Below are 19,127 nucleotides of genomic sequence, written 5' to 3'. Positions count from 1 at the left end.
ACGGATGCAGGAACTGCCCACAGAGTCGTCCCCCGGGTTGCTCGACGCGCAACGAGCCCTGGACCGGGATCTCCGGCTCGCGGTGGAGAACGATCGCGCGAGTCGCGGGACCGATCGTGGCCCGGCCGACGGCCCGCCGCAGCTGAGCGAACGTCAGATCAAGAAGGCCCGTGACCTCGCTGCGAGCCGGGTCGACGATCACCTGAAGCACGGCCGGTCAGGCTGGCTGAGCGTTGCCTTGCACCGGCTCCAACGCCTGTTCCGCCGCTTCGAGACCAGCGAGTCGGTGCCGACGCCCCGAACCGCCGCTGCGGCAAGGCAGGCCGGTGCCGGGGGGCAGAGCCCGCAGGCGTCAGATGATCATGCGTGGGGGGCCGGGTCCAGTGAGCCGACACGCGGGTCTGAGCAATCCGCGGCGAACCGACCGGACGGTGCGACGCAAAGCTCCCAGCCACCCGCACCCGGTAAGGACGAGTCGCCCCCCGCGCCTAGTCAGCCGGCACCGGAACCCCGGAAGCCCATCACCGATGCGCAGGTGGAGAGCTGGAAAGCGACCCTCAACGAGGAGGAGAACCTGCTCCAGCACGAGAAGGAACGACTACAGCAGGCCATCGCCGCCGCGTACCTCGTCTCCGGCGACCCTGACCTGCAGAGACTCTACGAGGATCCCCGGCAGATGCAGGATGTCGCGAGAATGGTCGCGCTGGCCGACTGGGTCGCCGACCGGTACGACAGGAGCCCTCGCCCCGACGAGCAACAGGAGGCCACGCACACCCCGTCCGCGAGCGCTCGAACGACACCTGTGCGGACGTACGACGACGACCATCCGGCGGTGAGCCCGCCGGGGACTCCTGCCCGGACGTCCGTCGCCGGACAGCAGGTGGCGGAGCGGGCCGCGCGGCCAGAGCGGGTCCCGTCCGGTAATCCACACCTCGCGAGCCGCACCAGCTCGCACAGCCCGACTCGGCCGGCGGGAAGCCCGCCCCCACGACCGGCGACTCCTTATTCCCCCCGGCCGGACCGTACGTCAGGTCAGGGCAGGGGGCGCAGATGAGATTCTCTCCGGCAGGCCCCGGAGGGTGGCGGCGCGGCGCCGGCAGCGGGTGAGCGGCCGGCGCCGCGGAGAGAGGGCTACGGAACCGGTCAGGCGCGACCCAGGCGATCCAGGGTCCAGGCGTTGATGAACGCCTCCTCCCGCCAGGCGTCGTAGCGTCCACTGGGGCCGCCGTGTCCGGCCTCCATCTCGGTCTTGAGCAGGTAGTCACCCTGGGGGGCCACGGTGCGGAGCCGGGCGATCCACTTCGCCGGCTCGTGGTAGAACACCCGGGTGTCGTTCAGGCTGGTCATCGCGAGGATCGCCGGATAGTCCAGGGGCGCCACATTCTCGTACGGGGTGTACGACTTCATGTAGGCGTACACCTCCGGGTCGGCCAGCGGGTTGCCCCACTCCTCCCACTCGGTGACGGTCAACGGCAGCGAGGGATCGAGGATCGTGTTGAGGGCGTCCACGAAGGGCACCTGCGCGACGATGCCGGCGAAGGCGTCCGGGGCCAGGTTGGCGACCGCGCCCATCAGCAGGCCCCCGGCCGAGCCGCCGCGCGCGACCAGCCGGTCCGGTGCGGTCCAGCCGGCCTTGGCCAGGTGCCGGGCGCAGGCTACGAAGTCGGTGAAGGTGTTCTTCTTGGCCAGCATCTTGCCGTGGTCGTACCAGCGTCGGCCCAGTTCACCGCCGCCCCGGATGTGGGCCACCGCGAAGATCACCCCACGGTCCAGCAGGGACAACCGGGCTACCGAGAACCAGGGGTCCATGCTGGCCTCGTACGACCCGTAGCCGTAGAGGACGCAGGGGGCCGAGCCGTCGCGGGGGGTGTCCCGACGGTAGACCAGGGAGATCGGCACCCGGGTGCCGTCGTCGGCCAGGGCCCACTCCCGCTGCTGCTCGTAGTCCTCCGGCTGGTAGGGCCGTCCGTCCGGGCCGGGCAGCACCGGACGGCGCCGCAGCAGGGTCAGCTCCTGGGTGGCCAGGTCGTAGTCGTACACCGAGTCGGGGATGATCAACGAGGTGTAGCGCAGCCGGAGCCGGCTCGTGCGGTACTCCGGGTTGCCGTCCAGAGCCACGGTGTGCAGCGGTTCCGGGAACTCGATGTCGTGGGCCTCGCCGCCGTCCAGCGGCACCACCCGTAGGCCGGTCAGGCCGTTGCTGCGCAGAGTGATCACCAGGTGGTCGGCGAAGGCGTCGACCGATTCCAGCCGGGTGCCGGGGGAGTGCCCGATCATGGGCACCCAGTCGCCCGGGGCGTCCGCCGAGGTGTACGCCAGGGCGAAGTCCTCCGCGCCGTCGTTGTGCAGGATCAGGAACCGGTGCCCGTGGTGCTCCACGGAGTACTCGACGCCCTGCCGACGGGGGGCGATCACCGCGGGTTCACCGGTCGGGTTGTCGGCCGGGATGACCCGTACCTCGCTGGTGATCTTGCTGGCGATGTCGATCAGGATGAACCGCTCCGAGCGGGTCAACTCGACCCCCACCCAGAACCGTTCGTCCTCCTCGGCGTGCACGATGACGTCGTCGGCGGCGGCCGTACCGATGAGGTGGCGCCAGACCCGGTGCGGCCGCCAGGCCTCGTCCACGGTCACGTAGAACAGCACCGAGGCGTCGGCCGACCAGGCCGTGCCGTAGAAGGTGCCCGGGATCTCGTCGGGCAGCAGTTCCCCGGTGGTGAGGTCCTTGATCCGCAGGGTGTACCGCTCGTCGCCGGAGAAGTCCGTGGAATAGGCCAGGAAGCGCCCCTCGGGGCTGACGTCGAAGGCACCCAGGGCGAAGAAGTCGTGCCCTTCGGCCAACAGGTTGCCGTCCAGCAGGATCTCCTCACCCTCCAGCGGGGCACCGTCGGCGCTGATCGGGGGGGTGGTCTCGCCGTCACGGACGGCCCGCCGACAGTGCACGCCGTACTGCCGGCCCTCCTCGGTGCGGGTGTAGTACCAGTACCCGCCCTTTCGGGTCGGTACCGACAGGTCGGTCTCCTGGGTGCGCCGACGGATCTCCTCGAACAGTTCGGTACGCAGCCCGGACAGGTGGGCCGTGCGCTGCTCGGTCCAGGTGTTCTCGGCCTCGAGGTAGGCGATCGTGTCCGGGTCGTCCTTAGCGGCCAGCCAGGCGTACTCGTCGACGACGGTGTCGCCGTGGTGGACTCGCTCGGTGGGAACCCGCTTAGCCACGGGTGCGGGGGTCTCGGTGGTCACGGCGTCACGTTACCGGCCCTGCTCCGCTCCCGTACGTAGCAAAGACCTACCGAATCGTTCGAACAGATGTACGATCGCGGCATGGTGCCAGCACGTTCCACCGGCGGTTCCGGTGCCCTGGACATCGCCCGCCGCCTGACCGAGATCTGCGGTCCCCGCTTCGCCCGGTTCGCCGGCCCGGCCGACGAGGTGGCCGGGCGCCCGGCCCGCTGGGTGGCCGTGCCCGGCGATGCCGAGGCGGCCGCCCGGGTGCTCCAACTCGCCGCACGACACGACCTGGCCGTTGTTCCCCGGGGTGCGGGGACCAAGATCGACTGGGGTGCCCCGCCGGAGCGGTTGGACATCATGCTGGACACCGGGCGACTGGCCGGCATCGGGCACCGGCCGCCCGGCCAGCGCACCGCCGAGGTCGGCGCCGGCACCCCCCTGCGCGCGGTCCAGGCCACCCTGGAACGCACCGGTCAACGCCTGGCGGTGGACGCCCCCTCGCCCGGTGCCACCGTGGGTGGGGTGCTCGCCGCCGACGAGGCAGGTCCGCTGCGGCACCGGCACGGCACCGCCTGCGACCAACTCGTCAGCCTGCGTTACCTGGCCGCCGACGGGCAGTTGACCGAGGTCGACGGCGGGGCCGCCGGGCTGACCCAGGCCCGGCTGCTGTGCGGCTCGGAAGGGGCCCTCGGCGTGCTGGTCAGCGCAACCCTGCGGGTGCAGGCCCTGCCGGCCAGCCGGGTCTGGGTGACCCGACCGGTGTGGACCCCCCTGGAGGTGCACGACCTGATCCGGGCGGTGCTCGCCGCCCGCCTGGAACCGGCCGCGATCGAGCTGGACCTGCCGGCCGGGGGCAGGGACCGTCCACAGTGGGATCCGCGGACCGCCGCGATGGCCCGCCATCCCTCCATGACCGGTCGGTCCCCGGCCAGCCCGGGAGGAGCCGGGTCGCTGGTGGTGCTGCTGGAGGGCGGCCCCTCCGAGGTGGCGGAGCGGAGCGACCGGCTGGTCTCCCTGCTCGGTGCCCGCACCACCGTGGCCCGGTCGGCTCCCGCCTGGTGGCGCAGCTATCCCTTCGCCCCGGGCGACACCGCCCTGCGGCTGGAGGTGCCCATCACCGATCTGCACGCGGCGGTGTACGCGCTGCGTGACGCGGCCGGGGCGCCGATTCCGGTCCGTGGCTCGGCCGGTCTGGGGGTGGTGCACGCCGCCCTGCCCGGGGTGCTGCCACCCGACCGGGTGGCGGCGATCCTGGCCGCCGTCCGCAGTGTGCTCCTGGCCCGTCAGGGCCGCTGCGTGGTGCTCTCCGCACCACCGGCCGTCCGGCGGGCGGTCGACCTCTGGGGCGAGTTGGTCGGCCTGGCTCGGCTCCGCGCGGTCAAACAGCACCTTGACCCGGCCCACCGGCTGGCTCCCGGCCGACTGCCCGGTGGCCTCTGAGCACCGCCCAGGGCGGCTTCGAATCAGCCGGCGTCGTTGCGCAGGACGAAAATGGCGATGTCGTCGCGGGGCTCCTCCACGGAAAAGTTGATCGCGGTGGCGCGCAGCCGGGCCGCCACCACGTCGGCGGGGTAGCCGGCCAGCGGGGTGGCGGCGTCGCGCAGCCGGCCGATGCCGAACAGCTCCCGACCGCGACGGCGCTCGGTCACCCCGTCGGTGTAGAAGACCAGGCAGTCACCGGGGCCCAGGGTGAGCTCCGAGGGGGGTGAGCTGATCGTGTCCAGCAGGCCCAGGGCGGTGCCACCGCTGCCGACGAAGGTGGCCGGCCCCCCGCCGGAACGCAGCAGCAACGGCCGATCATGCCCGGCCAGGTGCAGCCCGACATCCAGCCGGCCGTCCGCACCGGGCGCGACCACGGCCAGGGCCAGGGTGCAGTACCGGCCGGCCCCCCGCTGCACCAGGGTCTCGTTGAGCCTGGGCAGCAACTCCGGCAGCGGCTTCCCGTCACCGGCCAGCACCCGGATCACATCCCGGACCAGCCCGGTCACCGTAGCGGCCTGCACCCCCTTGCCGGAGACGTCGCCGATCACCACCAGCCAGCACCCGTCCGGCAGCGGCACCACGTCGTAGAAATCCCCGCCGACGTCGGCGTCCCCGCCGGTCGGGACGTACTCGGCGGCGAAACCGATGCCCTCCACCACCGGCAGCACCGGCGGCAGCAGGGACTGTTGCAGAGCCTGGGCTATCCGCCGCCGTTCGGCGTGGATGCGGGCGTTCTCGATGGCCAGCGCGGCCCGTCGGGCCACATCCTCCAGCACGGCGATCTCGTCCGGGTCGTGCCGGTGCCGCTGGTGTCGCCCCACGGCCAGGGTGCCGAGGCGCTGACCCCGGGCGATCAGGGGTACGGCGAAACCCTCCATCGGCACCCCCAGCGGGGTCTGGGTGCCGTTGCGGCTGGCCTCCCGCAGCCGGGCCTGGACGGAGTCCGGACCGGTCTGCCGCAGGATCGCGTGCAACTGCGGCAGCATCGCCTCGTCGGCGTGGGTGGCGGCGGCCAGGCGCAGCCGACCCCACTCGTCGGTGGTGTGCACCGCGCACCACTGACCGAGTCGGGGCACCACCAACTGCGGGACGAGGGCCATGGTCAGCTCCACGTCCAGGGACTGGGCGAGCAGCTCGCTGGCCTCGGCGAGGAAGGTGAGCCAGGCCTGTCGGCGTACGTCCGCGCGGCGCAGCCGGTCGTTCTCCAGGTGCAGCGAGAGCCGCTCGGCGGTCAACACCGCCAGCGGGCGGGCGTACGCGGTGGGCGCAGCATCAAGTTCCAGTTCCCCGGCGTACGGGCGGTGCACCGCCAACGGCACCCGGAGCAGGTCGTGACCGGTCCTGGGTGGGCGGCCGTAGCGGGCCAGCACCTGAGGTCCCTGCCCGTCCCCACGATCCAGCCGGACCACCCCTCCGGCGGCACCGACCATCTCCGCCACCCGGGTCAGCAGGTTCGTGGCGAAGTCGGGCAGCGGATCCTCGGCGTAGGGATCCGGCAGGGTCTGCATCAGCAGACTCATCGCCCCGGCGCTGGGGGCGGTGGTCGCTTCGGTGCCGGCCGGGTCGCCCTCCGTGGTCGTGGCGCCGTCCTCCGGATGGTGCCGGTCCAGCCGGAACCACACCCCCTTGCCGCTGGGCAGGTAGGTGGTGCCCCAGCGGCTGGCGAAGTGATCGACCAGCAGCAGTCCCCGGCCGCGTTCGGCCACCTCGGTGATCTCCGTCGCCGCGTTGCGTCCCCCGACCGTCAGGTCGTCCACCGGGCCGGCGGCGAAGTCGGAGACCGTCACGGTCAGCCCGGTGGCGTCCGCGCTCACCTCGACGTCCAGTTCGGTACGGGCGTGCTCGACGGCGTTCGTGGACAGCTCCGTGGTCAGCAGCAGCGCCTCGTTGAGCAGTTCGTCCAGGTTCGCCTCGGCCAGCACGGAGCGTACGACCGCTCTTGCGGCTGCCGGGGTACGTCGGTCAGCCGGCAGCCGGACACGTCGCACATGCTCCTTCGGGCCGCCGGTCGCCGCGGGCCCCGCCTCCGCTGCCACCCTCGTATCCTCCACGGACACCGGTGGTGTGCCAAACCGATCGGGGTTGGCGTCGGCGACCCGGGCCGCGTTGTGTCGTGGCGGTTTCGAGCTCACGGGGACAATGATGGGGTGGCCGGCGCAGGCCGGTGGACCCCGAGGTGAGCGAGGAACGATGACCACGGCGAAACAGTCGGCGACCGCGGAGATGAGCGTCGCCGACCACGAGGCGGTCCTCACCGAGCTGGCGGAGGCACTGCGCCGGGTACGCGGCGGTGACCTGAAGGTCCGGCTTCCCCGGCGCTCCGGCGCGGCCGGGGAGGTGGCGGACGCCTTCAACGACGTGGTGTCGCTCCAGGAGCGACAGCATCTGGATCTACGGCGGATCAGCCGGGTGGTCGGTCGGGACGGCCGGCTGACCGAGCGGCTGGACGAGGAGGGGTTGGACGGCTCGTGGGCGGAGGGCCAGCGGGCGGTCAACTCGTTGATCGACGACCTGGGTCGGCCCACCACGGAGATCGCCCGGGTCATCGTCGCGGTCGCCGACGGTGACCTCTCGCAGCACATGGCGTTGGAGATCGACGGCCGTCCCCTGCGCGGTGAGTACCTGCGCATCGGCCGCACGGTCAACACCATGGTCGATCAGCTCTCGTCCTTCTCCAACGAGGTGACCCGGGTGGCCCGGGAAGTGGGCACCGAGGGCAAGCTGGGCGGCCAGGCCGATGTGCGGGGGGTCGCCGGCACCTGGAAGGACCTCACCGACTCGGTGAACACCATGGCCTCGAACCTCACCGGGCAGGTGCGGTCGATCTCCCAGGTGGCCACGGCGGTCGCCAAGGGTGACCTGAGCCAGAAGATCACGGTGAGCGCCCGGGGCGAGGTCGCCGAGCTGGCCGACACCATGAACTCGCTGACGGACACCCTGCGTCTCTTCGCCGAGCAGGTGACCCGGGTGGCCCGGGAGGTGGGCACCGAGGGCAAGCTGGGTGGTCAGGCCGAGGTGCCCAATGTGGCCGGCACCTGGAAGGACCTGACCGACAGCGTCAACTCGATGGCCTCCAACCTGACCGCCCAGGTGCGCAACATCGCCCAGGTCTCCACGGCGGTGGCCCGGGGTGACCTGTCCCAGAAGATCACCGTGGCGGCGCAGGGCGAGATCCTGGAGCTGAAGGACACCGTCAACACGATGGTGGATCAGTTGTCCTCGTTCGCGGATGAGGTGACCCGGGTGGCCCGGGAGGTGGGCACCGAGGGCAAGCTCGGTGGTCAGGCCCAGGTACGCGGGGTCTCCGGCACCTGGCGGGACCTCACCGAGAACGTCAACCAGTTGGCCGGCAACCTGACCAGCCAGGTGCGAAACATCTCCCAGGTGTCCACCGCGGTGGCCAAGGGTGACCTTTCCCAGAAGATCACCGTGGACGCCCGGGGCGAGATCCTGGAGCTGAAGGACACCGTCAACACGATGGTGGATCAGTTGTCCTCGTTCGCCGACGAGGTGACCCGGGTGGCCCGGGAGGTGGGTACCGAGGGCAAGTTGGGTGGTCAGGCCCAGGTGAAGGGGGTCTCCGGCACCTGGCGGGATCTGACCGACAATGTGAACTCGATGGCCTCCAACCTGACCAGTCAGGTGCGGAACATCGCCTCGGTCACCACCGCGGTCGCCAAGGGTGACCTGTCGCAGAAGATCACCGTGGACGCGCGCGGCGAGATCCTGGAGCTGAAGAACACCGTCAACACGATGGTGGATCAGTTGTCCTCGTTCGCCGACGAGGTGACCCGGGTGGCCCGGGAGGTGGGCACCGAGGGCAAGCTCGGCGGTCAGGCCCAGGTACGCGGAGTGGCCGGCACCTGGCGGGACCTGACGGACAACGTGAACTCGATGGCCTCCAACCTGACCAGCCAGGTGCGCAACATCGCTCAGGTCTCGACCGCCGTGGCCAAGGGTGACCTGTCGCAGAAGATCACCGTGGATGCCCAGGGCGAGATTCTGGAGTTGAAGAACACCGTCAACACGATGGTGGATCAGTTGTCCTCGTTCGCCGACGAGGTGACCCGGGTGGCCCGGGAGGTGGGTACCGAGGGCAAGTTGGGTGGTCAGGCCCAGGTGAAGGGGGTCTCCGGCACCTGGCGGGACCTGACCGACAACGTGAACTCGATGGCCTCGAACCTCACCAGTCAGGTACGGAACATCGCCTCGGTCACCACCGCGGTCGCCAACGGTGACCTGTCGCAGAAGATCACCGTGGATGCCCAGGGCGAGATTCTGGAGTTGAAGAACACCGTCAACACGATGGTGGATCAGTTGTCCTCCTTCGCCGACGAGGTGACCCGGGTGGCCCGGGAGGTCGGCATCGAAGGCAAGTTGGGTGGTCAGGCCCAGGTGAAGGGGGTCTCCGGCACCTGGCGGGACCTGACCGAGAACGTCAACCAGCTCGCCTCCACCCTGACCACCCAGCTGCGGGCGATCGCCCAGGTGTCGACCTCGGTGACCCGGGGCGACCTGACCCAGCGAATCGCGGTGAAGGCGCAGGGCGAGGTCGCCGAGCTGAAGGACAACATCAACCAGATGATCGTCACCCTGCGGGAGACCACCCACAAGAACGCCGAGCAGGGCTGGCTGGACTCCAACCTGGCCCGCATCGGCGGCCTGTTGCAGGGCCAGCGCGACCTCGGCGAGGTCTGCCGGATGATCATGATGGAGGTGACTCCGCTGGTAGACGCCCAGCTAGGGGCGTTCTTCCTGGCGGACAACTCCGAGGGGGTGATGCGGCTTCGGCTGACCGCCTCGTACGGCTATGTGTCCCGAGGCCACGAGGTCACCTTCGGCCCCGGCGAAGGGCTGGTCGGGCAGACCGCCCTCTCCCGCCGCACGATCCGGGTCGGTGCCGTGCCGGACGGCCGGATCACCCTGCGCTCCGGGCTGGCCGACACCCCACCGGCCGACCTGGTCGTGCTGCCGGTCCTCTTCGAGGGCGAACTGCTCGGGGTGATCGAGTTCGCCAGCGTCACCCCCTTCTCCGAGCTGCACCTGTCCTTCCTGGAGCGGCTGGTGGCCACCATCGGCATCGCGGTCAACACCATCCAGGCCAACCGGCGTACGGAGGAACTGCTAGCCCAGTCGCAGCGGCTGGCCCACGAGTTGCAGGAACAGTCCGCGGAGTTGCAGCGCACCAACGCCGAACTGGAGGAGAAGGCGACCCTGCTGTCGGAGCAGAAGGGCAACATCGAGACCAAGAACCGGGAGATCGAGTTGGCCCGGCTCGGTCTGGAGGAGAAGGCGCAGCAGCTCACCCGGGCCTCGGCGTACAAGTCGGAGTTCCTGGCGAACATGAGCCACGAGCTGCGTACCCCGCTGAACTCGCTGCTGCTGCTGGCGCGGCTGCTGGCGGAGAACTCGGAGCGCAACCTGACCCCGAAGCAGATCGAATTCGCCCGTACGATCCACGGCTCCGGGTCGGATCTGCTGCGCCTGATCGACGACATCCTCGACCTGTCGAAGATCGAGGCGGGTCGGATGGACGTGGAGCCCACGGAGGTCCGGTTCGCGGAGATCCGTGGCTACGTCGAGCAGGCCTTCGCCCCGCAGGCCGAGGAGAAGGGCCTGGAATTCCAGGTACAGGTCGGCGAGGATCTGCCACCCGCGGTGATCACCGACGCCCAGCGACTCCAGCAGATCCTGCGCAACCTGCTGTCCAACGCGGTGAAGTTCACCGACAACGGCGCGGTCACCCTGCGCATCTCCCGGGCACCGGAGCAGGCGGTCTTCGACGTACCGGCGCTGACCAACGCCCGTCAGGTGATCGCCTTCACGGTGATCGACACCGGCATCGGCATCTCCGACGACAAGCTCTCCCTGATCTTCGAGGCCTTCCAGCAGGCGGACGGCACCACCAGCCGTCGCTACGGGGGCACCGGCCTGGGGTTGTCCATCAGCCGGGACCTGGCCCGGCTGATCGGCGGCACGATCACCGTCAGCTCCGTACCCGGTCAGGGCTCGACCTTCACCCTCTACCTGCCCGACGTGCTGGCCCCGGACGCCGTGGTGGCCCCGGCGCCGCCCTCCCCGCAACGGGCCGGCCTGCCCTCGTCGTTGCTGATGCCGCCGGTGGAGTTGCTGCCACCGCAGCCCGAGGCGCCGAAGACCCGCCAACTGGACGGGGCCACCGTGCTGATCGTCGACGACGACGTACGCAACGTGTTCGCCCTGACCAGCGCGCTGGAACTGCACGGCATGACGGTGCTGTACGCCGACAACGGCAGCGACGGGGTACGCCTGCTGGCCGAGCACCCGGAGGTCGACATCGTCCTGATGGATGCCATGATGCCTGACCAGGACGGGTACGAGACGACCCGGCAGATCCGGCGTAACCACCGGTTCGCGGACCTGCCGATCGTCTTCCTGACCGCCAAGGCGATGCCCGGCGACCGGGAGTCGGCGATCGCGGCGGGGGCCAGCGACTACATCACCAAGCCGGTCGACCTGGACGAGCTGATCGAGCTGATGGGCTCCTGGATCAGTGGCAGCCGCACCGAGGAGGGCTCGTGACGCAGGTGGCGAAGGCGCTACTGGTCGATGACCGCCGGGAGAACCTGCTGGCCCTGGAGGCGATCCTCCAGGGGCTGCAGGTGCAGTCCGTGGCGGTGGAGAGCGGCGAAGCGGCCCTCAAGCAACTGCTGGTCGACGATTTCGCGGTGATCCTGCTGGACGCCCAGATGCCGGACATGGACGGCTTCGAGACGGCCAGCCACATCAAGCGGCGGGAACGCACTCGGCACGTACCGATCATCTTCCTGACCGCCGCCGACCGGGACGCCCAACTGGCCTTGCGCGGCTATGCGGTCGGCGCGGTGGACTACCTGACCAAGCCCTTCGACCCCTGGGTGCTGCGGGCCAAGGTCTCCGTCTTCGTGGAACTGTGGACCAAGACCCGCCAGTTGGCCGCCCAGTCGGAGATGGTCCGCGAGCGCGACGCCCAGTGGCGCCTGCTGACCGACGCCGTGGACGAGGCCACCACCCTCCTCCGCACCGCCACCGACACCCCCGAAGCTGTCGCCCAAGCCCTGACCACCCTCGAACAAGCCCGCTGGGGCCCCACCCCCGACTAACCCCACCCCCTCAACCCAATTGTCACGTTGATCATGAGGTTAGCGGCAGATTGAAGATCAAAATGTGCCGCCAACCTCATGATCAACCCGCCGGATGGGGGTGGGTGGGGTGGGTGGGGTGGGGTGGGGGTGGGGGGTTAGGGGGTGGGGGCGTCGTTGCGGATCATCAGGGCGCTGCGGAGGCCGGTGATGTCCAGGACGCGGAGCAGGAACTCGCCGACGTTGGTCAGGATGAGCAGGCTCTGGGCGTGACTGGCCTTGCGGCTGAGCACGACGAGGGTGCCGAGGCCCTGGGAGTCGCAGAAGGTGACGCCACCCAGGTCGAGCACGATCCGGGGCGGCGGCTCGGCGAGGACCTCGTTGACGACGGTCGACAGCTGGGCGGCCGTGAGCATGTCGATCTCACCGGCAAGGCGCAACACTGCTTCGTCGCCCGCTCGATATACGGTGATGGACAGTTCGGCACGATCCACCGGGTCAGCCTATCGCGATCTCGCCCCTTCGGCCTTCCGAGGCGAGCCGGCCCGGGGTGGCCTTTCGCAGGTGAGCCTGGTAACCCCGATCCGGGGTACCTGCCGGTGCTCCGATCGGCGCTGACACAATGGCGACATCGTGACCGAGGTGACTTCCGCCGGATCCGACCGCTACCCGGTCGACGCTCCGGCCTCAGCGGCCCTGTTCGACCGCGCTCGCGCCATCGTGCCGGGCGGGGTGAATTCACCTGTGCGTGCCTTCCGGGCCGTCGGTGGCACCCCCCGCTTCATGGTTCGTGGTGAGGGCCCCTGGCTGTACGACGCCGACGACCGGCGCTACGTCGACCTGGTGTGCTCGTGGGGGCCGTTGATTCTGGGCCACGCGCATCCCGAGGTGGTCGCGGCGGTCCAGGCCGCCGCCGCCAAGGGCACCAGCTTCGGTACGCCGACCCCCGGTGAGGTGGACCTGGCCGCCGAGATCGTCGAGCGGACTCCGGTCGAGCAGGTTCGACTGGTCAACTCGGGCACCGAGGCGACCATGTCGGCGATTCGGTTGGCCCGTGGATACACCGGCCGCTCGAAGATCATCAAGTTCGCCGGCTGCTACCACGGTCATGTGGACGCGCTGCTGGCCGCCGCCGGATCCGGCGTGGCCACCCTGGGCCTGCCCGACTCGCCCGGTGTCACCGGCGCTGCGGCCAGCGAGACGATCGTGCTGCCGTACAACGACATCGTCGCGGTCGAGGAGGCCTTCGCCGCCGAGGGTCAGCACATCGCCGCCGTGATCACCGAGGCGGCGGCGGGCAACATGGGGGTGGTCGCCCCCCGGGACGGCTTCAACGAGCAGTTGGCGCGGATCGCCCACGCCAACGGCGCGCTGCTGATCATCGACGAGGTGATGACCGGGTTCCGGGTCTCCCGCTCCGGGTGGCACGGCCTCGACCCGGTGGAGGCGGACCTGTGGACGTACGGCAAGGTCATGGGTGGTGGGCTGCCCGCGGCGGCCTTCGGCGGGCGCGCGGAGATCATGGCGCGACTGGCCCCGGCCGGCCCGGTCTACCAGGCCGGCACCCTCTCCGGTAACCCGCTGGCCTGCGCGGCCGGACTGACCACCCTGCGGCTGGCCGACGAGGCGCTCTACCGCAAGCTGGACGAGACCGCCGCCGTCGTGGGCAAGCTCGCCACGGAGGCCCTGACCGCCGCCGGTGTCCCGCACCGGCTGTCGTACGCGGGCAGCATGTTCTCGATCTTCTTCACGGACGCCGACGTGGTCGACTACGACAGCGCCCGCACCCAGCAGGTGCCCGCGTTCAAGGCGTTCTTCCACGCGATGCTCGCCGCCGGGGTGTACCTGCCGCCGAGCGCGTTCGAATCCTGGTTCGTGTCGGCGGCGATCGACGACGCCGCCCTGGAACAGATCGCCGCCGCCCTGCCGGTGGCGGCCAATGCAGCGGCAGCGGCGGGCACAGGGGGGTAAGCACGTGAGCGCGAGGAGTGAGCCGGTTTTGCGAGCCCCGCAGTCGCGAACGAAGGGGAGCACGGTGAGCGCGAGGAGTGAGCCGGTTTTGCGAGCCCCGCAGTCGCGAGCCAAGGGGAGCACGGTGAGCGCGAGGAGTGAGCCGGTTTTGCGAGCCCCGCAGTCGCGAGCCAAGGGGGCACAGCGGTGAGCAAGACGGTGGTCCATGTGCTTCGGCACGGTGAGGTACACAACCCGGAGGGCATCCTCTACGGCAGACTGCCCGGGTTCCGCCTCAGCGAGCTGGGTGTCCAGATGGCCAAGGCCGCAGCGCAGGGGCTCGCCGACCGCGAGGTCGTGCATGTGGTGGCCAGCCCGCTGGAACGGGCCCAGCAGACCGCCGAACCGATCGCCGCCCAGTTCGGACTGCCCGTCGGGGTGGACGAGCGGCTCATCGAGAGCGCCAACTGGTTCGAGGGCAAGAAGGTCTCGCCCGGTGACGGTTCCTTCCGGGACCCGCGTAACTGGTGGGTGCTGCGCGACCCGGTCACCCCCTCCTGGGGGGAGGCGTACCGGGCGATCGCCGAGCGGATGTTCGCCGCCCTGCACGCCGCCCGGGTGGCCGCCGAGGGCCGGGAGGCCGTCCTGGTCTCCCACCAACTGCCGATCTGGACCCTGCGCCGGCATGTCGAGCGCAAGCGACTCTGGCACGACCCCCGCCGCCGTCAGTGCGGGCTGGCCTCCCTCACCACCTTCCACTTCGACGGCGCGAAGGTCGTCGGCATCGGCTACTCCGAACCGGCCGCGCACCTGGTGGCGATGTCGGCGACCGCCCGGACGGCGAAGGGGGCCTGATGGGGCTCCGCAGGAGGTCGGTGGCCGGTCTGCTGGCCGCCGGCACCGCTGTGGCTCTGCTGGCCGGCTGTGTCTCCGGCGGCGGAGGGAGGCCGGAATGTGACAGCGAGGGCGGCATCGTGCAGTGCGCCCCCGACCAACGCTCCGCCGCTCCGAAGATCAGCGGTGAGCTGCTCAAGGGTGGCAGCTACGACGTGGCCGACCAGCGTGGCCAGGTGGTCGTGGTCAACTTCTGGGGCTCGTGGTGCGCGCCCTGTCGGGCCGAGGCCGAGGACCTGGAGAAGACCTACCAGGCGACCAGGGACTCCGGGGTCACCTTCCTCGGCATCAACGTGCAGGACAGCCGGGACAAGGCGATCGCCTTCGAGGAGGGCCGGGTCAGCTACCCGAGCATCTTCGATCCGGGCAGCCGGCTGGCCCTGGACATGGACGTCCCGCCGAACACCATCCCGGCCACGGTCGTGCTCGACCGGGAGGGTCGGATCGCCACGGTGATCCGGGCGGCCGTCCGGCAGGAGGGCCTGCAACCCATCGTCGAGCGAATCGCCGCGGAGTCACCCGCAGCGTCCGGCCCACGCTGATGGGCGAGACCTTCGGACAACTCGCCGTCTCCGGCCCGCTGCTGCTGGCGGTGGGCGCGGCAGCCCTGGCCGGGCTGGTCAGCTTCCTGTCGCCCTGCGTACTGCCGTTGATGCCGGGCTACCTCTCCTACGTCACCGGCCTGGCCGGCGCCGACCTGGAAGGCCGGGGTACCTCGTCTACCCCTGCGGCAGCGCAAGGGTCCGCCGCCGCCCGCAGCGGCGGTGTCGGCACTGTCGTACGGGATGAACAGCCCAGGGTGCGGGCCGCCGTGAAGGGGCGGGTGCTGGCCGGCACCCTGCTCTTCGTCCTCGGGTTCACTGTCGTCTTCGTCAGCACCGCGATCCTGTTCAGCACCATCGGCCGGGTCTTCTTCGATTACAAGCGTCCGCTGGAGATCGTCATCGGCGCCCTGGTGGTGCTGCTCGGGCTGGGCTACCTCGGGGTGCTGCCCGGTCTCCAGCGGGAACTGCGGATCAACCGGCTGCCCTCCGCCGGTCTGCTCGGTGCCCCCGTACTCGGTGCGGTGTTCGCCCTGACCTGGGTGCCCTGCACCGGGCCGACCCTCGCCGCCGTGCTCGGCATGGCCGCCACCAGCGGGCAGACCGATCGGGCGGTCGTGCTGGCGGTGGCGTACTGCCTGGGGTTGGGCATCCCGTTCGTCGTCTTCGGGCTGGGCTTCAACCGGCTGCTCGGGGTGTTCCAGGCGATCCGGCGCAACAGCCGCTGGGTCACCCGCATCGGTGGCGCCCTGCTGATCCTGATCGGGTTGGCACTGGTCACCGGCGGCTGGACCAACGTGGTGATCTGGTTGCAGACCACCATCGGCGTAGGTGATTTCCAGGTGAGCATCTGATGACCGCTGTGGACGACCGGCCGGCCGACACACCGGCCAAGAAGCCCCGTCGCCCCAACCCCCTGCTGGCCCTGGCGCGCAACTCGTGGCGACAGCTGACCAGCATGCGTACGGCGTTGGTGCTGCTCTTCCTGCTGGCGGTCGCGGCCATCCCCGGGTCGGTGCTGCCGCAGCGCGGGGTCAACCCGGAGGATGTCCGCGACTTCTTCACCGAGCACCCCGACCTGGCCCCCTGGCTGGATCGGATCGGTGCCTTCGAGGCGTTCAGCTCGGTCTGGTTCTCCGCGATCTACCTGCTGCTGTTCACCTCGCTGATCGGGTGCATCACCCCCCGGCTGGCCGATCACATCCGGGCCCTGCGGGCCCGGCCCCCGGCCGTACCGAAGCGGCTCGGTCGGCTGCCGCAGCACACCGTGGTGCCTGCCCCCGAGGGTGGGGTGGCCGCGGTCGCCGAGGCCCTGCGGCGTCGGCGGTGGCGGGTGGTGGTCCGGGGCGACGAGGTCTCCGCCGAGAAGGGCTACCTCAAGGAGACCGGCAACCTGATCTTCCACACCTCCATGGTGGTGGTGCTGCTCGGTGTCGCGCTCGGCTCCTGGTACGGCTGGCAGGGCAACCGCCTGCTGGTCGCGGGCGAGGACCGGGTCTTCTGCAACACCCGCCAGCAGTACGCCGAGATCAAGCTCGGTCCCCGGGTCGGCGACGACCTGCCCCGGTTCTGCATGCAGTTGGACGAGTTCGACGCCCGTTTCCTGCCGACCGGTCAGCCCTCGTCGTACCGCGCGAAGGTGACCGTGGACGAGAACGGCGGTGCCCCCCGGACGGCGGAGTTCTCGGTCAACTCGCCGCTGCGCCTGGACGGGGCGAACGTCTACCTGCTGGGGCACGGGTACGCCCCGGTGATCCGCTACACCGACCGGTTCGGTGGTACCCAGACCAGCGCAGTACCGTTCCTCAGCAACGGTGATGTCGGGATGACCAGCGAAGGGCTGGCCGCCTTCCCGGACGCCAATGTCGATCCGGACACCGGCGAGCGCGACCCGAACCTCCAGGTGGCCTTCGACGGGCTGTACCTGCCGACCGCCCCGCAGGAACCGCCGTTCACCCGCTCCGAGCACCCGACCGAGCAGAACCCCCTGCTCGGCCTGGTGGCCTACCGGGGCAACATGGGGCTGGACGCCGGCATCCCCAGCTCGGTGTATCAACTCGACCAGCGTCAGGTGCGCAACGGTCGGCTCACCGAAATCGGTGCGAAGGAGCTGCGGCTCGGGGAGAGTTGGACCCTGGACGACGGCACCACTGTCGAGTTCCTGGGCTCCGAGCCGTACATCGTGATCTCGGTACGCTACGACCCCGGTACGACCTTGCTGCTGGTCAGCTCGATCGGCCTGGTGTTCGGGTTGATGGGGTCGCTGTTCGTCCGGCGTCGGCGGGTCTTCGTCCGGTTGCTGCCGGCGGGTGCGATCGACCCCGCAGATGGATCTCCGACGGGCGGTAGTAGTTTGATCGAGGTGGGCGGCCTGCCGCGTACCGAGCATCCCGGGTTCGCCGAGGAGTTCGCCCAACTGGTGGCGGCGATGCGCGGCGACCGGGTGGCTGACGGTGTACCGGACACGCGAGAAGGAGCCGAGTGATGTCCGAACTCTCCGACCAGATGGTCTCCATCACCACGATGGTGTACCTGCTGGCGATGATCGGTCACGCGGTCGAGTACGCCCTGGGCAACTCGCGGGCCGTGGCCGCCCCCGCCCGGCAACTGGTCGGTGCGGCCGTGGGTGCCGGTGGGGTGGCCGTGGCCGAGCGGGACACCCCGGTCGTCGATCCCGACGGACCGGCCCAACGCACCGCCCGTCGGGCCGACCTGGCCGGTCGGATCGCGATCGGACTGACCGCCCTGGGCGCGGTGCTGCACCTGGTCGGGCTGATCACCCGGGGTATCGCCGCCGAGCGGATGCCCTGGGGCAACATGTACGAGTTCGTGCTGACGGTCTCGTTCATCGGGGTGGCCGGCTGGCTGGCCGTGCTGGTGAAGGTGCCCTCGCTGCGCCGGCTGGGGTTGTTCCTGACCCTGGTCATGGTGCTGCTGGTGGCCACCGCCGAGCTGGTGCTCTACACCCCGATCGTGCCGCTGGTGCCCGCGCTCAACTCGTACTGGTTCATCGTGCACGTGTCGACGGTCGTCTTCGCCTCGGGTCTGTTCCTGCTCGGCGCGGTGCCGGCCTCGGCGTACCTGATGCGGGCCGGGTACGAGCAGGGCAAGCGCAGCTTCCCGTACACCCTGGCTAAGAGGCTGCCCGCAGCGGCCGGCCTGGAGCGGTTCACCTTCGTCCTGCACGCCTTCGCCTTCCCGCTCTTCACCTTCGCGGTGATCGCCGGGGCGGTCTGGGCCGAGGCGGCCTGGGGTCGGCCGTGGGGTTGGGACCCGAAGGAGACCTGGTCCTTCATCTCCTGGGTGATCTACGCCGGATACCTGCACGCCCGGGCTACGCCGAGCGTGAAGCGCAACGTGGTCGCCTGGCTGGCCATCCTCGGCTTCGCGACCGTGATGATGAACCTGTTCGGCGTGAACATCTTCTTCGAGGGCCTGCACTCGTACGCCGACGTCTGACGGAACGCGCCCGGTTACGCCGCAACTGCGGTAACCAGGCGCATCTGATGCTGCGGTGTCAGTCGTCTCCCTGGGCTGCCCGGCCGCTGGGCAGGTCCAGTGCAAAGTCGATCCCGTCGAGCACCTCCGGCTTGTCCGCACCGGCGCTGCGCAGCAGGTCGATGACCACCATCCGGATGTGGCCGACAATCGTGCTGACCGGCAGCGCACCAACGCCGAGCGCGCCAGCGTACGGGTGTTGCGTACGGCGTAATCGATCTGGTTGGCGGCGTTGCGCGCGGCATCGACACGGGACCGGTTGCGCCGCTCCCAGACTGCCAGGCGCAGGTTCTCGTCGGCGACCGACACGGCCCGGCGCAGCGCTGCGGTACGCGAGTCCAGTTGCTGAGCCCGCCCGAACGCGGTGACGGCCGCCTGCTTGTCGTGCCGCTGCACCGCCTGACGGATGTCGTCCAGCACCCCGGACAGCTCC

12 protein-coding genes are annotated in these 19,127 nt (G+C 70.3%); 9 read left to right on the top strand and 3 right to left on the bottom strand.

What is annotated here, in order from left to right:
- Window positions 1-1,143 precede the first annotated feature (1,143 nt).
- Complete coding sequence (locus ABZ795_RS06580) at window positions 1,144-3,240, bottom strand: S9 family peptidase (protein ID WP_357529444.1); 2,097 nt, start codon at window positions 3,238-3,240, stop codon at window positions 1,144-1,146.
- 81 nt (window positions 3,241-3,321) lie between these two features.
- On the opposite strand from ABZ795_RS06580, the gene ABZ795_RS06575 reads away from it, so the two are divergent.
- On the top strand, window positions 3,322-4,668 hold the full coding sequence (locus ABZ795_RS06575) for an FAD-binding oxidoreductase (protein ID WP_357529442.1): 1,347 nt from the start codon (window positions 3,322-3,324) through the stop codon (window positions 4,666-4,668).
- Window positions 4,669-4,691: 23 nt separating this feature from the next.
- Here ABZ795_RS06575 and ABZ795_RS06570 read toward each other — a convergent pair whose 3' ends face one another.
- On the bottom strand, window positions 4,692-6,746 hold the full coding sequence (locus ABZ795_RS06570) for a SpoIIE family protein phosphatase (RefSeq protein WP_357529440.1): 2,055 nt from the start codon (window positions 6,744-6,746) through the stop codon (window positions 4,692-4,694).
- Between the two features lie 154 nt (window positions 6,747-6,900).
- Here ABZ795_RS06570 and ABZ795_RS06565 point away from each other — a divergent pair, with 154 nt between their 5' ends.
- Both ABZ795_RS06565 and ABZ795_RS06560 read left to right on the top strand, forming a co-directional pair.
- Entirely contained in the window at window positions 6,901-11,271 is a 4,371-nt protein-coding gene (locus ABZ795_RS06565) for a HAMP domain-containing protein (RefSeq protein ID WP_327023279.1), read from the top strand.
- Complete coding sequence (locus tag ABZ795_RS06560; RefSeq protein WP_327023278.1) at window positions 11,268-11,831, top strand: response regulator; 564 nt, start codon at window positions 11,268-11,270, stop codon at window positions 11,829-11,831. The genes ABZ795_RS06565 and ABZ795_RS06560 overlap by 4 nt, the downstream gene beginning before the upstream one ends.
- Window positions 11,832-11,968: 137 nt before the next feature.
- On the opposite strand, the gene ABZ795_RS06555 is transcribed toward ABZ795_RS06560, so the two are convergent.
- On the bottom strand, window positions 11,969-12,304 hold the full coding sequence (locus ABZ795_RS06555) for an STAS domain-containing protein (protein ID WP_357529437.1): 336 nt from the start codon (window positions 12,302-12,304) through the stop codon (window positions 11,969-11,971).
- Window positions 12,305-12,443: 139 nt separating this feature from the next.
- Between ABZ795_RS06555 and hemL the strand changes: the two genes are divergently transcribed.
- The 6 genes from hemL to ccsB all read left to right on the top strand — a co-directional run bounded on the left by hemL (window position 12,444) and on the right by ccsB (window position 18,655).
- Window positions 12,444-13,781, top strand: coding sequence for a glutamate-1-semialdehyde 2,1-aminomutase (gene hemL / locus ABZ795_RS06550; RefSeq protein WP_357529435.1), 1,338 nt, complete (start codon window positions 12,444-12,446; stop codon window positions 13,779-13,781).
- Between the two features lie 186 nt (window positions 13,782-13,967).
- On the top strand, window positions 13,968-14,615 hold the full coding sequence (locus ABZ795_RS06545; protein ID WP_327023275.1) for a histidine phosphatase family protein: 648 nt from the start codon (window positions 13,968-13,970) through the stop codon (window positions 14,613-14,615).
- Window positions 14,615-15,196 (top strand): TlpA disulfide reductase family protein, encoded by a 582-nt coding sequence (locus ABZ795_RS06540; RefSeq protein WP_357529432.1) that lies wholly within the window; start codon window positions 14,615-14,617, stop codon window positions 15,194-15,196. The genes ABZ795_RS06545 and ABZ795_RS06540 overlap by 1 nt, the downstream gene beginning before the upstream one ends.
- On the top strand, window positions 15,196-16,050 hold the full coding sequence (locus tag ABZ795_RS06535; RefSeq protein ID WP_357529431.1) for a cytochrome c biogenesis protein CcdA: 855 nt from the start codon (window positions 15,196-15,198) through the stop codon (window positions 16,048-16,050). The genes ABZ795_RS06540 and ABZ795_RS06535 overlap by 1 nt, the downstream gene beginning before the upstream one ends.
- On the top strand, window positions 16,050-17,681 hold the full coding sequence (locus tag ABZ795_RS06530) for a cytochrome c biogenesis protein ResB (protein WP_357529430.1): 1,632 nt from the start codon (window positions 16,050-16,052) through the stop codon (window positions 17,679-17,681). Before ABZ795_RS06535 ends, ABZ795_RS06530 begins: the two co-directional genes overlap by 1 nt.
- Window positions 17,681-18,655, top strand: coding sequence for a c-type cytochrome biogenesis protein CcsB (gene ccsB, locus ABZ795_RS06525; RefSeq protein ID WP_357529428.1), 975 nt, complete (start codon window positions 17,681-17,683; stop codon window positions 18,653-18,655). The genes ABZ795_RS06530 and ccsB overlap by 1 nt, the downstream gene beginning before the upstream one ends.
- Window positions 18,656-19,127: the final 472 nt, after the last annotated feature.

The sequence above is a fragment of the Micromonospora sp. NPDC047134 genome (assembly GCF_040643455.1).
GTDB lineage: Bacteria > Actinomycetota > Actinomycetes > Mycobacteriales > Micromonosporaceae > Micromonospora.
This window is presented reverse-complemented; position numbering and strand designations above follow the sequence as displayed.

Bases quoted from the DNA above. Each gene is read 5' to 3' on its own strand.
- ABZ795_RS06565 (WP_327023279.1), top strand. From the start codon at position 6,901: ATGACCACGGCGAAACAGTCGGCGACCGCGGAGATGAGCGTCGCCGAC.
- ABZ795_RS06540 (WP_357529432.1), top strand. From the start codon at position 14,615: ATGGGGCTCCGCAGGAGGTCGGTGGCCGGTCTGCTGGCCGCCGGCACC.
- ABZ795_RS06575 (WP_357529442.1), top strand. From the start codon at position 3,322: ATGGTGCCAGCACGTTCCACCGGCGGTTCCGGTGCCCTGGACATCGCC.
- ABZ795_RS06530 (WP_357529430.1), top strand. From the start codon at position 16,050: ATGACCGCTGTGGACGACCGGCCGGCCGACACACCGGCCAAGAAGCCC.
- ABZ795_RS06535 (WP_357529431.1), top strand. From the start codon at position 15,196: ATGGGCGAGACCTTCGGACAACTCGCCGTCTCCGGCCCGCTGCTGCTG.
- ccsB (WP_357529428.1), top strand. From the start codon at position 17,681: ATGTCCGAACTCTCCGACCAGATGGTCTCCATCACCACGATGGTGTAC.